General features: G+C 72.1%; 16 protein-coding genes. 13 read left to right on the forward strand and 3 right to left on the reverse strand.

Annotated elements, in window-relative coordinates; all coding sequences use genetic code 11:
- Window positions 1-9 precede the first annotated feature (9 nt).
- From ACN27D_RS25350 to ACN27D_RS25410, 13 genes are read left to right on the forward strand one after another with little or no spacing between them, the layout of a single operon-like run.
- Complete coding sequence (locus ACN27D_RS25350; RefSeq protein ID WP_120570828.1) at window positions 10-1665, forward strand: ABC transporter substrate-binding protein; 1656 nt, start codon at window positions 10-12, stop codon at window positions 1663-1665.
- Window positions 1666-1680: 15 nt separating this feature from the next.
- Window positions 1681-2691, forward strand: a complete 1011-nt coding sequence (locus ACN27D_RS25355; protein ID WP_128138124.1) for an ABC transporter permease — start codon at window positions 1681-1683, stop codon at window positions 2689-2691.
- On the forward strand, window positions 2691-3575 hold the full coding sequence (locus ACN27D_RS25360) for an ABC transporter permease (RefSeq protein WP_091427917.1): 885 nt from the start codon (window positions 2691-2693) through the stop codon (window positions 3573-3575). The genes ACN27D_RS25355 and ACN27D_RS25360 overlap by 1 nt, the downstream gene beginning before the upstream one ends.
- Window positions 3576-3577: 2 nt before the next feature.
- Window positions 3578-5611: a dipeptide ABC transporter ATP-binding protein gene (locus tag ACN27D_RS25365; RefSeq protein WP_421501196.1), complete on the forward strand. Its 2034-nt coding sequence runs from the start codon at window positions 3578-3580 to the stop codon at window positions 5609-5611.
- Window positions 5608-7659, forward strand: a complete 2052-nt coding sequence (locus ACN27D_RS25370) for a hydantoinase/oxoprolinase family protein (RefSeq protein ID WP_421500164.1) — start codon at window positions 5608-5610, stop codon at window positions 7657-7659. Before ACN27D_RS25365 ends, ACN27D_RS25370 begins: the two co-directional genes overlap by 4 nt.
- Window positions 7656-9344 (forward strand): hydantoinase B/oxoprolinase family protein, encoded by a 1689-nt coding sequence (locus ACN27D_RS25375; protein WP_421500165.1) that lies wholly within the window; start codon window positions 7656-7658, stop codon window positions 9342-9344. The genes ACN27D_RS25370 and ACN27D_RS25375 overlap by 4 nt, the downstream gene beginning before the upstream one ends.
- Window positions 9337-11007, forward strand: a complete 1671-nt coding sequence (locus ACN27D_RS25380) for a hydantoinase B/oxoprolinase family protein (protein WP_421500166.1) — start codon at window positions 9337-9339, stop codon at window positions 11005-11007. The genes ACN27D_RS25375 and ACN27D_RS25380 overlap by 8 nt, the downstream gene beginning before the upstream one ends.
- Window positions 11004-12269: an amidohydrolase family protein gene (locus ACN27D_RS25385; protein ID WP_421500167.1), complete on the forward strand. Its 1266-nt coding sequence runs from the start codon at window positions 11004-11006 to the stop codon at window positions 12267-12269. Before ACN27D_RS25380 ends, ACN27D_RS25385 begins: the two co-directional genes overlap by 4 nt.
- A complete protein-coding gene (locus ACN27D_RS25390) occupies window positions 12266-12679 on the forward strand; it encodes a nuclear transport factor 2 family protein (protein WP_350814974.1) in 414 nt (137 codons plus the stop codon). Before ACN27D_RS25385 ends, ACN27D_RS25390 begins: the two co-directional genes overlap by 4 nt.
- Window positions 12676-13680, forward strand: coding sequence for a zinc-binding dehydrogenase (locus tag ACN27D_RS25395; protein WP_421500168.1), 1005 nt, complete (start codon window positions 12676-12678; stop codon window positions 13678-13680). The genes ACN27D_RS25390 and ACN27D_RS25395 overlap by 4 nt, the downstream gene beginning before the upstream one ends.
- Window positions 13677-14006 carry a TIGR04076 family protein gene (locus ACN27D_RS25400; RefSeq protein WP_091427932.1) on the forward strand — a complete coding sequence of 110 codons (330 nt, stop codon included), beginning with the start codon at window positions 13677-13679 and terminating at the stop codon, window positions 14004-14006. The genes ACN27D_RS25395 and ACN27D_RS25400 overlap by 4 nt, the downstream gene beginning before the upstream one ends.
- Window positions 14003-15001, forward strand: coding sequence for an LLM class flavin-dependent oxidoreductase (locus ACN27D_RS25405; RefSeq protein WP_421500169.1), 999 nt, complete (start codon window positions 14003-14005; stop codon window positions 14999-15001). The genes ACN27D_RS25400 and ACN27D_RS25405 overlap by 4 nt, the downstream gene beginning before the upstream one ends.
- A 5-nt stretch (window positions 15002-15006) precedes the next feature.
- The gene (locus tag ACN27D_RS25410) at window positions 15007-16098 is read left to right on the forward strand and encodes an alpha/beta hydrolase (protein ID WP_421500170.1); all 1092 of its coding nucleotides are present in this window, start codon (window positions 15007-15009) and stop codon (window positions 16096-16098) included.
- Window positions 16099-16172: 74 nt separating this feature from the next.
- On the opposite strand, the gene ACN27D_RS25415 is transcribed toward ACN27D_RS25410, so the two are convergent.
- The 3 genes from ACN27D_RS25415 to ACN27D_RS25425 all read right to left on the reverse strand — a co-directional run bounded on the left by ACN27D_RS25415 (window position 16173) and on the right by ACN27D_RS25425 (window position 19497).
- The gene (locus ACN27D_RS25415; RefSeq protein ID WP_421500171.1) at window positions 16173-16808 is read right to left on the reverse strand and encodes a helix-turn-helix domain-containing protein; all 636 of its coding nucleotides are present in this window, start codon (window positions 16806-16808) and stop codon (window positions 16173-16175) included.
- A gap of 148 nt (window positions 16809-16956) precedes the next feature.
- Window positions 16957-17952, reverse strand: a complete 996-nt coding sequence (locus ACN27D_RS25420) for an alpha/beta hydrolase (protein ID WP_421500172.1) — start codon at window positions 17950-17952, stop codon at window positions 16957-16959.
- An 18-nt stretch (window positions 17953-17970) separates the two neighbouring features.
- Window positions 17971-19497 (reverse strand): FG-GAP-like repeat-containing protein, encoded by a 1527-nt coding sequence (locus ACN27D_RS25425; RefSeq protein ID WP_421500173.1) that lies wholly within the window; start codon window positions 19495-19497, stop codon window positions 17971-17973.
- Window positions 19498-19880 lie beyond the last annotated feature (383 nt).

Raw genomic sequence — 19880 nt, forward strand, 5'->3', positions numbered from 1 at the left:
GGACTTCTCATGGCTCGTTCACCCCGTCCGGGCGCCTCCTCGCCCGCGCTCTCCCGCCGCGGCGTCCTGCAGTTGGGCGGCAGCGTCGCGCTCCTGTTCGCCACCGGCGCCTGCGCCGCGGACAGCGGTAACAAGTCCACGGACGGCAAGTCCGGCGGCGCCTCCGCCAAGACGCTGCGCATCGCCGTCTCCAGCTACCTGTCGAGCTGGGACCAGGACTTCGTCGGCTTCGACCTCACCGCGCTGATGCTCTACAAGAACGTCTTCCCGTACCTGATCGACTACGGGGTCACCAACGCCGGCGGAAGCCAGATCCTCGACACCCAGAACATCACCCCGACGTTCGCCGAGTCGTTCGAGCCGGACGCCGAGCAGAAGGTGTGGACGCTCAAGCTGCGCCGCGGCGTGAAGTTCGCCAGCGGCAACGAGATGAAGGCCGCCGACGTCAAGTGGTCGAAGGACCGTGCGTTCGCCGCCCAGGCCAACGTCGCCGGCGTCTACCGCACCATCGGCCTCACCAGCGCCGACCAGGTCAAGGTCGTCGACGACTACACGGTGGAGTTCCACCAGGCGTTCCCCAGCGCGCTCACCCGGCAGATCCAGGCGATCTCGCTGTACGTCTTCGACTCCGTCGAGGCCAAGAAGCACGCCAGCGCCAGCGACCCCTGGGCCAAGGACTGGTTCGCGAAGAACCCGCCCACCGGCGGCTACTTCAACGTCGCCAAGGCCACCCAGGGCCAGGAGATCGAGCTCAGCGCCAACACCGGCTACCCGGGCCCGGACCCGGCCAAGACGCCGACCATCCGGATCTCCGTCGTGCCGGCCGCCTCCAACCAGCGGCTCCAGCTCCAGGCCGGTGACATCGACATCGCCCTGGGCATCAGCCAGCGCGACATCCAGGACCTCAAGAAGGCCCCGGGCATCAAGGTGATCTCGGCGGCCAGCAACCGCCAGGTCGCCATCCAGATGTCGGTCACCGCGGCGCCGTTCAACGACGTGAACGTGCGCAAGGCGCTCGCCTACGCGGTGCCCTACGAGCAGATCATCAACAACGTGTACGGCGGCGACGCCCGCGCGGCCAAGAGCCCGGTCCCGCTGGACATGCCCGGGTACGACGAGAGCGGCTACCCGTTCACCCACGACCTGGAGAAGGCGAAGGCCGCCATGGCCGCCGCCGGCCGGGCGTCGCTCGACTCCGAGCTGGTCTTCGAGGCCGACAACGAGGAGCAGCAGAAGATCGCCGTCCAGGTGCAGAGCGAGGCGGCCAAGGCCGGCATCCGGCTCAAGCTGACCCCGCTCGACCCGGCGACCCTCGGCGAGCGGCGGACCAAGAAGAACATCCCGCTCCAGATCACCTCCGGGCAGCTCTGGGTGGACGACGTCGAGTACATGCTGGCGACCAGCTTCGTCAAGGGCGCCAACCTCAACTACTCGAACTACACCAACCCGGAGATCGAGCAGATCTACGAGAAGTCGCACACCACTGTCGACACGGGCGCCCGCAACGCGCTGTGGAAGCGGGTCCAGGAGATCCTCGCCGCCGACGTGCCGTGGGTGGTCATCTGCCAGCCCAACTTCAACCTGCCCGTCCGGGAATCCGTCGCCGGCTGGGTGCAGCCGATGGACGGCCTCGCCCGCCTGCGCTACCTGAGCGCTTCGGCCTAGGGACGTCACCCACCCATGCGTATCTTCCGGTTCGTCGCCAGGCGACTGCTCCAGCTGATCCCCGTTCTGCTCGGAGTGGTCGTCCTGGCCTTCCTCCTGGTCCGAGTGCTGCCGGGCGACCCCGTCCGCAGCATCCTCGGGCAGAACGCCACCGAGGAGGACGCCGCCGCGGCCCGGGCCCGCTTCGGGCTCGACCAGTCACTGTGGCAGCAGTTCCTCGACTACCTCGGCGGGCTGCTGACCGGTGACTTCGGGACCTCGATCCAGAGCGGCAGCTCCGTGGGCTCGGAGATGGCGCTCCGGGTGGGTCCGACCCTGGAACTCGTGGTCATCTCGGTGACCATCGCGCTCGTGGTGGCGACGGTGCTGGGCATCTGGTCGGCCAAGCGGGCCAACCGGGCCGGGGACCACAGCGTCCGGATCTTCGCGCTGGTCGGCAACTCCGTACCGGAGTTCTGGCTCGGCCTGGTGCTGGTGCTGGTGGGCTACAGCATCCTCGGCTGGTTCCCGGCGCCCAACGGCCGGGTCGACCCGGACACCGGCCTGACCCCGCTCACCGGCGCCGATCTCGTCGACGCCGTCCTCACCGCCAACGGGCCGGCGATCGCCTCGGCCGCGGCGTACCTCGTGCTGCCGGTGCTGACCCTCGTGGTCGGCGTGGTCGCCCCGCTGCTGCGCAGCGTCCGGGCCTCCGCGCTGGAGGTGCTGCACTCCGAGTCGTACGCCGCGGCCAAGGCGCACGGGCTGCGCGACCGGACGCTGCACTACGGCTACCTGCTGCGGGCGACGCTGGTCCGGCTGCCGTCGCTCGCCGCGCTGGTCTTCGGTACGGCGATCGGCTCCACCGTGCTCGTCGAGTACGTGTACTCGTGGCAGGGCTTCGGCCAGTGGGCCCTGCGCGGCCTGCTCTACCGGGACTACCCGGTGGTGCAGGCGTCGGTGCTGGTCATCGCGTTGTGCTACGTGCTGGTGTTCCTCATCGCCGACGTGGTCCACGCGATCCTCGACCCGAGAGTGAGGCTCTGATGGCCGAGCTGCGAACCGTCCCCGACGGTCCTGCCGCCGCGCCGGTGGTCGTGCCCGGCGGTGACCGGGACAGCCGTTTCGCCCGCCGCATGATCATCGCCGGGGCGAGCATCCTGTCGGTGGTCGCGCTGGTGGCGGTGTTCGCGCCGCTGCTGAGCCAGTGGGGCGAGACCGAGATCGACGCGGCGAACACCCTGGTCGCCCCGGGCGGCAGCCACCTGCTCGGCACCGACGGCAACGGCATGGACATCTGGAGCCGGGTGCTCTACGCCGCCCGGCTCGACCTGGGCATCGCCCTGGCCGCTGTCGCGCTCGCGGTGGTCGTCGGCACGCTGCTCGGCCTGGTCGCCGGCTACTTCGGCGGCTGGCTCGACGACGTGCTGATGCGGGTGGTCGACATCTTCCAGTCGTTCCCCACGTTCATCCTGGCGCTGGCCGTGGCCGCCCTGCTCGGCAACGGCACGATCAACCTGATCATCACGATCGCGGCGGTGAACGCGCCGGCGTACGCCCGGCTGGTCCGCGCCGAGGTGCGGTCGCTGCGGGAACTGCCGTTCGTGGACGCCGCGATCACCTCCGGGGCGTCGCCGGTCGGCGTGCTCTGGCGGCACCTGCTCCCGAACAGCCTCACCCCGGTCCGGGTCATCGCGCCGCTGAACTGCGGCTGGGCCATGCTCACCCTGGCCGGGCTCTCCTTCCTCGGCCTGGGCGTGAGCATCCCCGAGGCGGAGTGGGGCGCCATGATCAGCCTCGGCGCCGCGGACGTGGTCGGCGGCCGGTGGTGGACCTCGGTCCCGCCCGGCCTGGCCCTGTTCGTCTGCGTCCTGGGGTTCAGCCTGCTCGGCGAAGGCCTGCAGGACCGCGCCAACGCGAAGCGGCGGTGACCATGCTGTCGATCGAGAACCTCTCCGTGACGATCCGCCGGCCCGGCCGGCAGGTGGCAGCGCTCAGCGGCGTCAGCTTCGCCGTACGACCCGGCGAGGTCGTCGGCCTGGTCGGCGAGAGCGGCGGCGGCAAGAGCATGGTGGCCCGCGCCGTCGTCGGGCTGCTGCCCGGCGGCTCGCACGCCACCGGCCGGGTGCGCTTCGGCGACTCGGACGTGCTGCGCATGGACGACGCCGCGCTCGCCGCCCACCGCGGGCGCGGGGTGGCGATCTGCTTCCAGAACCCGCGCGGCGCGCTCAGCCCCACCCGCACCATCGGCAAGCAGCTCGTCGACCGGCTCGCCACCCACCAGGAGATGTCCGGCGAGCGGGCGCGGGAGGCGGCGCGCGAGCTGTTCGAGGCGGTCGGCATCCGCAGCCCGCAGCGCCGGCTCGACGCGTACGCCCACGAGCTGTCCGGCGGCATGGCCCAGCGCGTGATGATCTCGCTGGCCACCGGCTGCGCGCCGGAGCTGCTGATCGCCGACGAGCCGACCACCGGCCTGGACGTGACGCTGACCCGGGAGATCCTGCGCCAGTTCCGGCACGCCGCCGACACCGACGGCCGGGGCGTCCTGCTGATCTCGCACGACCTGGCGTCCATCGCGGAGGTCTGCGACCGGGTGGTGGTGCTGTACGCCGGCACCGTGGTGGAGAGCGGCCCGGCCGCGCAGGTGCTGCGGGAACCCGCGCACCCGTACACCCGGGCGCTGCTGCGCTCGGTGCCGGACGTCGGCGGCCGGCCGGTCGTCGCCACCCCCGGCGCCATGCCGCTGCTCACCGAGGCGCCGCACAACTGCCCGTTCGTCGCCCGGTGCGCGCACGCCGACGGCACCTGCTCGTCCCGGCGCCCGGCCACCGTGCCGGTGCCCGGTGGTGGTGAGTGGTCGCTCGCCTGCTTCCACCCGCAGACCCGGCCGCTGGACGCCGACGTGCCGCGGACGTCGCACACGCCGGTCGCGTCCGGCACGGTCGCGGCCGGCACGGACCCGAAGCCCGCCGTGCTGGAGATCGAGGACGCGCACGTCGTCTACCGCAGCCGGTTCGGTTCCGGCGGGCACCACGCGCTGCGCGGCGTCACGCTGCGGCTCGGGCCGGGCGAGACGCTGGGCGTGGTCGGCGAGAGCGGCTGCGGCAAGAGCACGCTCGCCAAGCTCGTGATGGGTCTGGTCGCGCCCACGTCCGGCACCGTCACGGTCGCCGGGCAGGCGCTGGTCAAGCAGCCGGGCCGCCCCCGGCCGCGGGGCCGGGCGCTGCGCCGGGCCCGGACCCGGGCGCAGCTCGTGTTCCAGGACCCGATCGGTTCGCTCAGCCCGCGCCGTCCCGTCGGCGACTCCATCGCCGAGCCGCTGCGCGCCGCGGGCCTGTCCCCGGCCCAGCGGGCCGAGCGCGTCGCCGCCGTGCTGGACCGGATGGAGCTGGACCGGTCGATCCTCCAGCGCTACCCGCACGAGCTGTCCGGCGGCCAGGCGCAACGCATCGGCATCGCCCGCGCGCTGGTCGGCGAGCCGGACCTGATCGTGTTCGACGAGCCGACCTCGGCCCTGGACGTCACCGTCCAGGCGCAGATCCTCGACGTGATCGCCGACGTGGCGGCCGACGCGGACCGCGCCTCGGTGTTCATCTCCCACGACCTGGCCACAGTGCGCGGGTTCGCCGACCGGGTCGTGGTGCTCTACCTCGGCCGGGTCGTCGAGGAGGGACCGGTGGACGTCGTGTTCGACACGCCCCGGCACCCGTACACCCGGGCGCTGCTGGGCAGCGCCCCCCGCCTCGGCGGGACGACCGGGTCCGACGGCGAGGCCGTCGAGCTGGTCAAGGACCTGGAGGAAGCCGACGCCGCGACCGGGTGCCCACTGGCCGCCCGGTGCCCGTTCGTCACCGACCGGTGCCGAGCGGAGCAGCAGGAGCTTCAGTCGTACGGCGAGAGCCGGGCCGCCTGCTGGCGCGTTCCCGAGCTTCCCGCCCTCATCGGAAGGCAGGCTGTCACGCCATGACCCGTCGCCCCATCCGGCTCGCCGTCGACATCGGCGGGACCTTCGTGGACGCCATGGAACTCGACACGCGCACCAACCGGGTCCGCTTCCGCAAGGCGGCGACGACCCCGGCCCGGCCCGCGGACGGCGTCCTCAACGCGATCACCGCGCTCGGCACCGACCTGTCCGAGGTGGAGCTGTTCATCCACGGCACCACGCTCGGGCTCAACGCGGTGCTGGAGCGTCGTGGTGGCCGTACCGGCATCATCACCAACGAGGGCTTCCGGGACATCTTCCTGATCGGCCGCGGCAACGTGCCGTCCGACCACATGTACGACTTCCAGTACCAGCGGCCGGAGAGCCTGGTGCAGCGCCGCTTCACCGCCGGTGTGCGGGGCCGGCTCGACTACCGGGGCCGCGTGGTGGAGCCGCTGGACCCGGACAGCGTCCGGGAGGCCGCCCGCACGCTCGTGGTGGACCAGCAGGTCACCTCGATCGCCATCTGCTTCCTGCACTCGTTCCTCGACCCGAGCCACGAGCGGGAGGCCGCGCGCCTGATCCACGAGGAGTTCCCCGAGGTCAGCCTGTCGCTGTCGACAGACATCGTGCGCGAGTACCGGGAGTACGAGCGGACCAGCACCACGGTGCTGGAGGCGTACATCCGGCCGATCTTCGAGCGGTACGTGGACGAGCTGGAGTCCGGCCTGGCCGAGCGCGGCTTCGCCGGGCGCTTCCTGATCATGCGGTCCGGTGGCGGCTCGATGACCAGTGCGGTCGCCAAGACCGCACCCACGCACACAGTGCTGTCCGGCCCGGCCGGCGGCATCGTCGGCGCCGCGTACGTCGCCTCCGAGCTGGGCCGGGACAACGTGCTCACGTTCGACATCGGCGGCACCTCGCTGGACGCCTGCGTGATCGAGCGCGGCAACCCGGTCGCCGCGTACGAGGCCCAGCTGGAGCACTTCCCGCTGCTCATCCCGACGTACGACATCCGGACCATCGGCGCCGGCGGCGGCTCGATCGCCTGGCTGGACCACGGCCTGCTCAAGGTCGGCCCGCAGAGCGCCGGAGCCGACCCCGGGCCGGTCTGCTACGGCCGGGGCGGCACCAAGCCGACTGTGACCGACGCGGCGGTGGTGCTCGGCTACATGGACCCGGACCGGTTCCTCGCCGGCACCATGGGGCTGCGCGACGCCGAGGCGCGCGCCGCGATCACCGAGCAGCTCGCCGAGCCGCTCGGCCTCACCGTGGAGAACGCGGCGGCGGGCGTCTTCGACGTGCTGCTGGCCCGCACCGTCGGCGCGGTCCGGCAGATCACCGTCGAGCGGGGTCACGACCCCCGGCAGTTCGCGCTGCTCGCGTTCGGCGGCGCCGGACCGCTGCTGGCGCCGCTGCTGGCCCGCGAGATGGGCATCGGCGAGGTGGTCGTGCCGTTCGCGCCGTCCGGTTTCTCCGCCTGGGGCATGCTCTCGGCCGACATCGTCAACGACTTCAGCCGTACCGTGATGGCCACGCTCGACGACGCCGACCTGGCGGAGCTGGAGCAGCTGTTCAAGGCGGTCGAGGCCGAGGCGGTCGCGTCGCTGGTGGCGCAGGGCGTGCCGGTCGGCGAGGCGGTGCTGGAGCGGCAGTTCGAGCTGCGCTACCTGGGCCAGGAGCACAGCCTGATGGTCACCGTCGGGCGCGAGCTGGACCGCGACGCGATCCGCGCCGCGTTCGACGAGACGCACCGCACCCGGTACGGCCACACCATGGGCAACCCGCTGCAGATCCTCAACCTGCGGGTGCGCGGCATCGGGCGCACCGACCGGCCGGAGCTGGAGACGCTGGCGCGCGGTGACGGCGACCCGGCGCAGGCGTTGCTGACCCACCGCGACGCGTACGACTTCGGGCAGCAGGCGGTGGTGCCGTTCGCCGTCTACGACCGGGCCCGCCTGGAGCCGGGCGACACCTTCGACGGACCGGCGCTGATCGACGAGGGCACCTCCACCACTGTGGTGCCCAGCGGCCAGCGGGTCACCGTCGACGACCACGGATACCTGCTCGTCACCCTGGAGGAAGCCGCATGACCACGCTGGACGGAGCCCAGGTCGAGGTCGTCCGCAGCTATCTGCTGTCGGCCGCGGAGGAGATGCGGGCCACCCTCATCCGTACCTCCTTCAACCCGGTCATCTACGAGGTGCACGACTTCGGCCTGTCGATGTACGACGCCGACCTGCGTCTGGTCGCCGAGGCCACCGGGTTGACGTTCTTCCTCGGCGCGAACGACTTCTCGCTGCGCAAGGGCGTGGAGTACGTGGGCCGGGAGAACCTGCACCGCGGTGACGTGGTGCTGCTGAACTACCCGTACTGGAACGCGGCGCACGCGTTCGACGCGACGCTGTTCGCTCCGGTGTTCCGGCCCGACGAGGCCGACCCCGACGCGGACGGCGACCTGGTCGGCTTCCTCTGCGTCCGCGCGCACTGGATGGACCTGGGCGCCAAGGACCCGGGCTACGTGCTCGACTCGACCGACATGCACCAGGAAGGGCTGATCTTCCCGGGCACCAAGGTCGTGTCCCGGGGCGAGCCGGTGCGCGAGATCCACGAGCTGATCCGGTTCAACTCGCGGATGCCGGACGCGGTGCTGGGTGACCTGCACGCGCAGATCGCCGCGCTGCGCACTGGCGAGCGTCGGATGCTGGAGATCATCGAGAAGTTCGGCCGGGACACCGTGAACCAGGCGATCGACCGCATCATCGTCGACGGTGAGGCTCGCGCCCGCGCGGCGCTGGCCACGCTGCCGCAGGGCACCTGGACCGCCGAGGACTGGGTGGACGACGACGGCATCAGCGACGACCCGGTGAAGATGCGCGTCACCGTCACCATCGCCGACGGGCGCTTCGTCGTCGACTTCGCCGGTTCGGCGCCCGCCACCCGCGGCCCGATCAACATGCCGTTCGGCGCGACCGAGGCGATCTGCAAGGTCGTGCTGAAGTCGCTCACCTCCCGGGACGAGCCGTCGAACGCCGGCACGGTGGCGCCGCTGGAGGTGCGGGCCGAGCCGGGCAGCCTGTTTCACGCCGTCTACCCGCAGCCGACGTTCACGCTCTGGACCGGCATCGTCGCGGTGGAGCTGATCCTCAAGGCGCTGGCCCAGGGCATGCCGGACCTGCTGCCCGCCTCCTCCGGCGGCGACGTGCCCGGCTTCATGATGGTCGGCCTGCACCCGGACACCGGGAAGATGTTCGCGGTCAGCAACAACGACCTGGTGGGCTGGGGCGGCACCGCGCAGCACGACGGGATGGACGCCGCCACCCACGTCTCCGGCAGCACCGGCCGGGGCACCCCGATCGAGGTCATGGAGGCCAAGACCGGGATGTTCTTCGAGCGCTGGGAGATCCGCGAGGACTCCGGTGGCGCGGGCCGGTTCCGGGGCGGTTGCGGCCTGCGGCGGGACATCCGGTTCGTGACGCCCGGTGAGTTCCTGACGGTGATCAAGAAGACCAAGAGCGCGCCGTGGGCGCTCGACGGCGGCTTGCAGCCGGAGCCGAACCAGATCGTGGTGTTCCCGGGCACCGACCGCGAGCACCGGGTGAGCACCAAGCGCACGACGGTCGCCGTCGGCGACCGGGTGACCCTGCTGACCGCCGGTGGCGGCGGGCACGGTGACCCGCGCGGCCGCGACCCCGAGGCGGTCCGGCGCGACGTGGCCGAGGGCTACGTCTCCCCGGAGGCGGCCCGGGACGTCTACGGAGTGGACGTCGATGGGTGAGCCGACGGTCGACGGGGCAACCGTCGAGGTCGTCCGCAGCCACCTCGTCTCGGCCGCCGAGGAGATGCGGGCCGCGCTGGTGCGCACCGCCTTCAACCCGGTGATCTACGAGGTGTACGACTTCGGCATCTCCGTCTACGACCGCCGGCTGCGGCTGGTCGCGGAGTCCACGGGGTTGTCCCGCTTCCTCGGCGCCAACGACTACTCGCTGCGCAAGGGCGTCGAGTACGTCGGCGTGGAGAACCTGCACCGCGGCGACGTGGTGCTGCTCAACTACCCGTACTGGAACGCGGCGCACACGTACGACGCGACGATGTTCGCGCCGGTCGTGCTGCCGGACAGCGAGGAGCTGATCGGGTTCCTGTGCATCCGGGCGCACTGGATGGACCTGGGCGCCAAGGATCCCGGTTACGTGCTCGACTCCACGGACATGCACCAGGAGGGGATCATCTTCCCCGGCACGAAGGTGTACGACCGCGGTGAGCCGGTGCGCGAGATCCACGAGCTGATCCGGTTCAACTCGCGGATGCCGGAGCTGGTCATCGGTGACCTCAACGCGCAGATCGCCGCGCTGCGTACCGGCGAGCGGCGGGTGACCGAGCTGTACCGCGACTACGGCCCCGCGGTGGTCGACGCGGTGATCGACCGGGTGATCGACGCCGCCGCGCAGCGCAGCGGCGAGGCGGTGGCCGCGCTGCCCCAGGGCAGCTGGACCGCCGAGGACTGGCTCGACGACGACGGCGTCACCGACGAGCCCATCCTCATGCGGGTCACCGTCACGGTCGCCGACGGTGAGTTCACAGTGGACTTCGCCGGGTCGTCCCCGGCGGTGCCCGGGCCGGTGAACCTGCCGCTGGGCGCCACCATCGCCACCTGCCGGGTCGCGTTCAAGGGCGTCACCACGCCGCACGAGCAGACCAACGCCGGGCACTTCGCGCCCCTGCGGGTACGCGCCGAACCCGGCACGCTGTTCCACGCGCAGTACCCGGCCGCCACGTTCACCCAGTGGACCGGCACCGTCGCGCTGGAGCTGATCCTCAAGGCGCTGGCGCAGGGCATGCCGGACCGGCTCGCCGCCTCCTCCGGCGGTGACGTACCCGGGTTCATGATGGTCGGCCTGCACCCGGACACCGGCGACATGTTCGCGGTCAGCAACAACGACCCGGTCGGGTGGGGCGGCACGCCCCGGCACGACGGCATCGGACCGGCGAACCACCTGTGCCAGACCCAGGCGCGCAACACGCCGGTCGAGGTGCTGGAGTCGAAGACCGGGATGTTCTTCGAGCGCCTGGAGATCCGTACCGACTCCGGTGGCGCCGGCCGGTTCCGGGGCGGCTGCGGCCTGCGGCGGGACATCCGGTTCGTGGCACCCGGTGAGTTCCTGACCGTGATCAAGAAGACGAAGAGCGCGCCGTGGGCGCTCGACGGCGGCTTGCAGCCGGAGCCGAACCAGGTGGTGGTGTTCCCGGGCACGGACCGCGAGCACCGGGTGAGCACACGGCGTACCGCGGTGGCGGTGGGGGACCGGGTGACGTTGCTGACCGCCGGTGGCGGCGGGCACGGTGACCCGAGGAGTCGGGATCCAGAGGCGGTGCGACGGGACGTGGCCGAGGGCTACGTCTCCGCCCGGGCCGCCCGAGACGTTTATGGAGTGATCGCGTGAGTGCCGCCTATTCGCCCGAGCAGCCCAGCCTGCTGCTCGGCAACTGCACAGTGCTGGACGCCCGCGTGGTGGACGACATGGCGCCGGTGACCGGTGCCGGAGTGTGGGTCCGGGGTGACCGGATCGCCGCCGTCGGGCCGTACGCCGAGGTGGCCGAGCAGGCGCGGGCCGCCGGCCGGCTGACCGAGGTGGACCTCGACGGCGCGTACCTGACGCCCGGTCTGGTCAACATGCACACCCACTTCTCGCTGTCGCTGCCCGGCTCCGCCGGCGAGGGCGTCAAGGGGATGGGCTCGTACGACCTCGCCCACTACATGGCCGACGGGGCGCGGCGTACGCTGCACTCCGGCGTGACCACGGTGCGCTGCGTGGCGGAGAAGGACCACGCCGACTTCGCGCTGCGGCGGGCGATCAACGCCGGGCGCGTGCCGGGTCCGCGCATCTACACCGCCGGCCGGGCGCTGGTGTGCACCGGCGGGCACGGCCACGAGAGCAACGACACGCTCGAATGCGACGGCCCGGTGGGCTTCCGCCGGGGCGTCCGCAGCCAGATCAAGGCGGGCGCGGACCTGATCAAGGTGATGATCTCGGGCGGCATCGCCGGTGAGCACGAGAGCATCCACACGCCCCAGTTGTTCGCCGACGAGATGACCGCGGTGATCGAGACCGCGCACGCGTGGGGCCGCAAGGTGACCGCGCACGCCGGTCCGGCCGACGTGATCGGCGCGGCCGTGGAGCTGGGACTGGACTGCGTGGAGCACGGCTACCAGCTCACCCCGCAGGTCGCGGCGCGGATGGCCGAGCGCGGCACCGCGCTCGTGCCGACGCTGCTGGTGACCCGGTGCAAGGAGTTCTTCGACGAGCTGGGCGTACCGGAGTGGATGCAGTGCCGGTCGCTCGGCGCCGGCCCCCGGCACCTGGAGAGCTTCGACATGGCGATCGCCGCCGGCGTGGAGGTGCTGCTCGGCAGCGACATGCCCCCGTTCTGGGAGTTCGAGGGCACCACCGCCTCGATCCGGGAGCTGGAGTACATGTCCGAGCGGATCGGCACCGCGCGGGCCATCCACGCCGGCACCCTCGGGCCGATCCGGTGGCTCGGCGCGGAGTCCGACCTCGGCACCGTCGAGGCCGGCAAGCTGGCCGACCTGATCGCGACCGACGCCGACCCGCTGGCCGACACCTCGGCCTTCCGGGACGTGCGGTGGGTGATGAAGGGCGGGCAGATCGCCCGCGACGACCGGAACCAGGAGGAGACGCGATGACGTTCGCGCAGGCAGGCGCGGCGGCGATCGCCGCCGGCATCGATGACATGTACGACGCGTTCCTCGCCGGGGACCAGCAGCGGTTCGACACGCACCTGCACCCCGAGGTGACCACCTGGGAGACGCACCTGCCCGGGCCGCTGCGGACCCGCGCCGAGCTGGACGAGTACCGCGCCCGGCGGGACGCCGCGGGGCAGCGGCCCCGGCTGGCGGTGCTCGCCGCGCGGGACAAGCGCATCGACGTCTGGGACGACTTCGGCGTGGCCCGGTACGAGCTGGTCTCGCAGCTCGGCCCGGACGACGAGCCGGAGATCACCCGGGTCACCGACGTGGTGCGCCGGATCGACGGCCGCTGGGTGATCGTGCACCACCACGCCGAACTGGTCCGGGAACCGGTGGGCGCGGCGTGATCCGGCGGCTGGTCGCCGGGCGGACCGGCGAGCCGGCGGACGTGCTGTCGGTCGCCGACCTGCCCGACGACCCGCCGCCCGGCCCCGGCGAGGTGCGGCTCGCCGTCCGTACGGTCGGGCTGAACTTCCTGGACGTCATGCTCTGCCGGGGCGAGTACCCGGTGCGGCCGGAACCGCCGATGACACCCGGCGTGGAGGCGGCCGGGCGAGTCGTCGCCGCCGGCGCCGGGGCCGGGCATCTCCTCGGCCAGGAGGTGCTCGCCTGCCCGGCGCTGCCGCGCGGCGCGCTCGGCACGACCGTCACCGTGGACGCCGCGGTGGTCGTACCGCGGCCGTCCACAGTCGACCCGGTGACCGCCGCGGCGCTGCCGGTCACCTACCAGACCGCGTGGTTCGCGCTGGAACGGGCCGGTGTCACCGCCGGGCAGACGGTGCTGGTGCACGCGGGCGCCGGCGGGGTCGGCATCGCCACGATCCAGCTCGCCGTCGCCCGCGGCGCGCGGGTCCTAGCCACCGCCGGCGGTCCGGCCAAGACCGCGATCTGCCGCGACCACGGCGCCGCGGTCGCGATCGACTACACCGCGGCGGACTTCGTGCCCGCCGTGCTCGCGGCAACCGGCGGCCGGGGCGTGGACGTCGTGGTGGACCCGGTGGGCGGCGACGTGTTCGCCCGATCCTGGGAGTGCCTCGCGTTCGAGGGGCGCCTGGTGGCCGTGGGCGCAGCCGGCGGCACGCCGCCGCCGGTCGACCCGCTGCGGCTGATGGCGGCGAACGCGACGCTCGTCGGCCTCTCCTGGGGCTCGCAGTACCCGTGGCGCCGGGCGAGCGCCGTCGAGGCCGCCTACCAGGAACTGTTCGACATGTGCGTCTCCGGCGCGGTCCGGCCGCCGGTCAGCCGCGTGGTGTCGCTGGACGAGGCGCCCGCGGCGCTCACCGAGCTGGCCGAACGCCGGACCACCGGCAAGATCATCGTACGGATCGAGGAGGGGGAGGGGCCGTGAGCGACAACGACGACGGCGACATGGAGATCTACGACCTGAAGGTGACAGTTGACCGGATCGAGGGCCGGTCGGTGTGCGGCATGGCCGTGGGCGACCACTTCGAACTCACCAACAGCGCCCACCTGCGGCTGCCCGAGGGAAAGCACTTCTGCGTGTACGCGCTCGCCTCGGTGCTGCCCTTCCTCGCCGCCAAGCAGCGTGACCTGGCGCCGGGGGACTGGCTGGCCCAGGACTCCCACTTCATCTGCCCCGACCCGGAGGAGCGGCTCGTCATGAAGGTGGAACGGACCTGCCGGCGCACGATGAACTCGGCGGACCTGACATGACGGTCGAGATCGGACTCGGCCTGCAGAGCGACAAGCCGGCCGGCGCCTACGCCCGGCTGGCCCGCGCCGCCGAGGCGCACGGCTTCGACGTGCTCACCGTCTTCGGCGACCTCATGTACCAGCCGCCGATCTTCCCGCTGCTGGAGATGGCGCAGGCGACCGAGCGGGTACGCCTCGGCGCGGCCTGCCTGAACCCGTACTCGATGGCACCGTACGAGATCGCCGGTCAGATCGCCGCCCTGGACCTGGCCTCGCACGGGCGGGCCTACCTGGGTCTGGCCCGGGGGACCTGGCTGGGCGCTGTCGGCCTGCCGCAGCCGCGGCCGCTGACCACGATCGAGGAGGCCGTCCAGGTCGTCTACCGCCTGCTGCGCGGCGACCGCAGCGGCTTCACCGGGAAGGTCTTCTCGCTCGCCCCCGGCACCGCGCTGCGCTACGACGTGCGGCGGCCCGACCCGCCGCTGCTGCTCGGCGCGTGGGGTCCGCAGGGCGCGGCGCTGGCCGGCCGGATCGCCGACGAGATCAAGGTGGGCGGCAGCGCCAACCCGGACATGGTCCCGGTGATCCGCGAGCGGCTGCGGACCGGCGCGGAGAAGGCCGGACGCGACGTCGCGGACGTCGGCATCGTGCTCGGGGCGGTCACCGTCGTCGACACCGACGGCGAGGCGGCCCGCGCCAAGGCCCGCACCGAGGTGGCCATGTACCTGGCGGTGGTGGCCGAGCTGGACCCGACCGTCGTGATGCCCGACGACCTGGTCAAGCGCGTCGGCGAGCTGGTCGACGCGGGCGAGGACGAGGCGGCGGGCCGGCTGATCCCGGACGACGTGCTCGACCGGTTCGCCTTCTCCGGCACCCCGGAGCAGGTCGCCGCGCAGGCCCAGGCGCTCATCGACGCCGGTGTCCGCCGGGTCGAGTTCGGCACGCCGCACGGCCTCACCGACGAGCGTGGCGTGGACCTGCTCGGCTCCGCCGTCCTGCCGCTGCTGCACAGGTGAGTCCGATGCGGCTCACCGTCCTGGTCGGCCCCGGCCTGGTGGCCGACGCGGCCCTGCTGGCGTCGTCGACGGCCGCCACCTGCGCCGAACTCGACGTCACCGGTCGGGTCGTCACCGCCGGCTCGGCCGACGAGATGCGCTCGCTGCTCGCCGCGACGCAGCAGCCGGTGGTGGCGCTGCCCGGCCCCACCCCCGCGGCCCGTGCCCTGATCGGCGCGCAGCCGTCCGGCGTGGTCTGGTACGACCTCACCGTCGAGCCACCGGTGCCCGGCGCGGTCCACCTGGCCGGGCGGGGACTGTGGGGCCTGGCCTGGGCGATCCGGCACGCCGTGCACCGCCTCCGCGCGCCGGCCGGCCGGATCGCCTACGGACCGGACCCGGACCAGTGGGGTGACCTGCGACTGCCGTCGGCCCTCGACACCGGCGCGGCGCCGGTCGCGGTGCTGCTGCACGGCGGGTTCTGGCGGTCGATCTGGGGCGCGGACCTGATGGACGCGCTCGCCGCCGACCTGACCCGGCGCGGCTACGCGTCCTGGAACCTGGAGTACCGGCGTCCGGACCGGCACGGCTGGGACGCGACCACACAGGACGTGGAGGCGGGCCTCGTCGCGCTGCGGGAGCTGGCCCGCGACCGGCCGCTGGACCTGGACCGCATCGTGGTGCTGGGACACTCGGCCGGTGGCCAGCTCGCGCTGCGCGCCGCGGCGGACCTGGCCGGGCGTACGAGCGGGCCGCGTGTCGCGCTCGCGGTGTCGCTGGCCGGGGTGCTCGACCTCGCCGAGGGCGAGCGGCGTTACCTCGGCGACGGCGCGGTCGCCGCGGCGCTGGGCGGTTCACCGGCGACGGCTCCCCGCCGGTACGCCGAGAGCGACCCGATGCGGCGGCTGCCGACCCGGGTGCCCACGCTGCTCGTGCAGGGCACGGAGGACAGCCTCGACCTCGTCGACGCCAACCGGCGCTACGCCGTGGCGGCGGCCGGTGCGGGAGACGACGTCCGCCACCTGGAACAGCCGGGGGACCACTTCGCCGTCATCGACCCGGCCTCGGTCATCTGGCAGGACACGATGACCGCCGTGGACGCCCGCCTCGGTCGCTGACGCCGGATGCGAAATCGCCCTCCGAGTTCACGTGGGTGAACACGGAGGGCGATTCGTGGTGCCCGGTGTGCGGGTCAGAACAGGCGGGGCGTGACGACCGAGACCACAGTCGTCACCGCGTCGGTGTCGTTGTAGAGCTGGTGCGGCACCGATGAGCGCAGGTGCACGCTGTCGCCCGGGAACAGCCGGTGCTCGACGCCCTCGACCTCGTAGAGCAGTTCGCCGGAGATGACGTAGGCGAACTCCTCGCCCCGGTGGCCGTACGCGTTCTCCCGGCGCCCGCCCGGCGCGATGTGCACGAGCATCGGTTCGAGCACCAGGTCCGGCCCCCGGTCGGAGAGCATGCGGTAGGTCTGCTGCCCGGACACGTACTGAGTGGCGGCCGTCTCCGCCCTGGTCAGCGTGAAGTGTCGGGGGAGCGAGGAGACGGTGCTGTCCGGCGATGCGGTGCCGGCGTCGAAGAAGTCGGCCACCGACCGGTCGAGCGCCTTGGCGACGCTGCCGAGCGCGGTCAGGCCGATGGAGGAGATGCCGCGCTCGACCTGGGACAGGAAGCCGATGGACAGCCCGGAACGGGAGGCGAGGCCGCGCAGCGTCAGCCCGCGCTCCTTGCGGTAGCGCCGGATCCGGCCGCCGACGACGCCAGCGGGCGTGTTATCGCCCGCGGCGCCGCCGGAGCCGGCCTGCTCCGACGGCGGCTGACTGTTCATGGGCCGCACGGGGACCTCCTGTCGAGGTGGCGGGACGTCCGCCGGGATGTTCGATGGTATCGAACATCCCGGCGGATCCGCGAGGGGTGTCCACCCACGATTCGCAGCGGGACCGCAGGTGGAACCCCTCGTGCGACGCCGCTGCGCGTCAGCCGGCCCGGCGCAAACGGCCGAGCATGCCGGCGAGGTCCTGGACGAACAGTTCATGGCGGAAGTAGTGCCCGCCTGGCACCTCCCGCCACTCGTGCGGGATGCCCGCCCGGCTGAGCGCTCCCCGGAACTCGCGCTGGCCCGCCAGCACCTGACCCTCGTTGACCGAGTCGAACCAGTTGACCGGGTCGGGTGACGTGCCGGCGGCCAGGAAGATCCGCTTGTTGCGGTAGCTCTCGATGCGCTCCATCGGGTTGTCCGCGCTGACCCGTGCCTCGTCCCACAGGGGCGCGCCGTAGACGGTGCCGCCGCCGAGGTCGAGCGCGGCCGAGGTGACGTTCGCCCAGTGGACGACCAGGCCGAAGTCGCGGCGCAGACTGGCCGGCCCGGAGTGGGCGCTGACCGAGCAGAAATGGCCGTAGTACTTCGCCGTGTACTTGAGTGCCCCGAAGCCGCCCATCGAGAAGCCGGCCACGGCGCGGCCGTTGTACTCGGGGAACGTGCGGAAGTTGGCCTCGATCCAGGGGAGCAACTGGGCGATGTGGAAGGTCTCCCAGTTGCGCGGCCCGGTGTTGCTGGTGACCGGGTTGCAGTACCAGCCGGTGGAGGCGTCCGGCATGACGACGATGATCTCCCGGCCGGCGGTGAGGTTGATGATGTTGTCCTGGAGGTGGAACGTGCGGAAGTCCGCGTTGCCGCCGTGCAGCAGGTACAGCACCGGATACCGCTTGCCGCTGGTGTGATAGCCGTCGGGCAGCAGCACGTTCACCGCCGGATCCCACTCGATCGCGTCGGTGGCGAAGCGGTAGTACTGCAACCGGCCGCCGTTCTCGTTGCGGGCGACGATGCGCAGGCCGTACCCGTTGACGGCGGCACCGGCCGCGGACGGCGCGGTGAAGGCGCCGGCGAGGGCGCCGGTCGCCGCGACCGCGGCGGCGCCGGTGAGCAGCCGCCGGCGGCTCACCGTGGGGGAGACGTTCCGGTCGTGCGACATGGAGGTTCCTCCTGGGGTTCAGAGTGTGGTTTCGCCGGTGAGGCCGAAGTAGTCGTGCCATTTGGTGGAGGGGGCGAAGGTGGTGCCGGTGGACAGGGCGACGTAGATGTCGTTGGTGGTGTTTTTGGTGAAGACGATGAGGTCGTGTTTGCCGTCGCCGTTGGCGTCGGCGAGGTAGGGGAATTCGCCGGGTAGGCAGAAGAAGTCGTGCCATTTGATCGTGGTGCCGGTGAAGGTGGTGCCGGTGGAGGTGGCGGCGTAGACGTCGGCGTCGGTGTTGCAGGTGAAGGTGACGATGTCGTCGCGGCCGTCGCCGTTGATGTCGCCGATGCGGGGTTGTTCGGTGCCGACGGCGAACAGGTCGTGCCATTTCTGGGGTGGGCCGAAGCTGGTGCCGGTGGACAGGGCGACGATGACGTCGGCTGCGGTGGCGGGGCCTTGGGTGAAGGTGATGATGTCGTCGCGTCCGTCGCCGTTGACGTCGCCCAGGGCGGGGAACTCCCCGGCGATGGAGAAGTAGTCGTGCCATTTGATCGCGGTGCCGGTGAAGGATGTGCCGGTGGACAGGGCGACGTAGACGTCGGCGTTGGTGTCGTGGGTGAAGGTGATGATGTCGTCGCGGCCGTCGCCGTTGACGTCGCCGACGGCGGGGACCTCGGTGCCGGGGGCGAACCAGTCGTGCCATTTCGCCGACGCCGCGAACGAGCTGCCGGTGGACAGGGCGACGTGGACGTCGGCGGTGGTGCCGTGGGTGAACACGATCGCGTCGTCTCGTCCGTCGCCGTTGACGTCCCCGGTCAGTGGTGTCTCCCCGGACAGGGCGAACCAGTCGTGCCACTTCACCGACGTGCCCGCGAACGACGAACCCGTCGACGTGGCCACATACGCGTCAGCCGCCGCACCGTGGGTGAACGCCACCACGTCATCCCGACCGTCACCATCGAAATCCGTCGGCGAACCACCGAGATACCGGGGCGTGGGCGGCGGCGGTGGCGTGCCGCAGTTGTCGCTGACCAGGAACCTCTGGTTGTACTGGCCGGGATACGGCGCGAGCGAGACGCCGTTGATCGAGATGACCTGGCCGACGCCGTTGTAGAGCTGCTCGTAGTGCACGTGCGCGCCGGAGGAGTTGCCGGTGCTGCCGGTGATCCCGATCTGCTGCCCCTGCTGCACGTAGGCGCCGTCGGGCACCGAGTAGGCGCTGAGGTGGAAGTAGTAGGTGGTCCACCCGCCGCCGTGGTCGATGACGATGTAGTTGCCGGCGCCGCTGGGCTGCGAGTAGCGGCGGGCGACTCCGGCGGCGGACGCCACCTGGGGCGTACCGCCTGTGACACCGCCGTCGGCGCGGACGAAGTCCAGCGCCTGCCGCACCTCGGCGCTGTGGTGGCTGTACGTCCACCGCTGCCCGCAGGGGAACGGTGCCTTGAAGGTGGGCGCGGCGAGTGCCGGTGACGGGGCGACCGTCACCGCGGTGAGGGTGGCCGCGGCCAGGGTGAGCAGCGCGACGAGGGCCCGCCGGGCGGGACGCGTCGGGAATCTGGGCATGCGGTGACTCCTCGTCGGAAGCGGGATGCACGGTCGGAGCGGCGCGTGGGCGCGTCGAGCCAGGGGCCGGTGTCGCCGATGGGCGGGCCCTGACAGTTCGCGTCGGAGAAGGGGCGGCTGGCGTCCCGATCGGCGGGACGGTGGCGCTGAGGAGAAGTGAAACCGCAGACTTCGGAGCCTGTCAATACCCGCCGGGGTGGTGAGTGCCGGCGGAAAACTTCCTTCAGCGTCGCTTCCGCCCGGCCTGGCTGCGCGGCGTGCGGGCCGGCCCGCCGCGAAGATTCCTGCCCTGGAGGGAAAGCCGGGCGCAAAGTATTGACAACCGTGGAAGTCTCGAAGTTAACTCGCCAGCAATCGATTTCTCATGGCTCCTACGGCCGCTC

The sequence above is a fragment of the Micromonospora sp. WMMD1274 genome, assembly GCF_049179035.1.
Classification (GTDB): Bacteria; Actinomycetota; Actinomycetes; order Mycobacteriales; family Micromonosporaceae; genus Micromonospora; species Micromonospora tulbaghiae.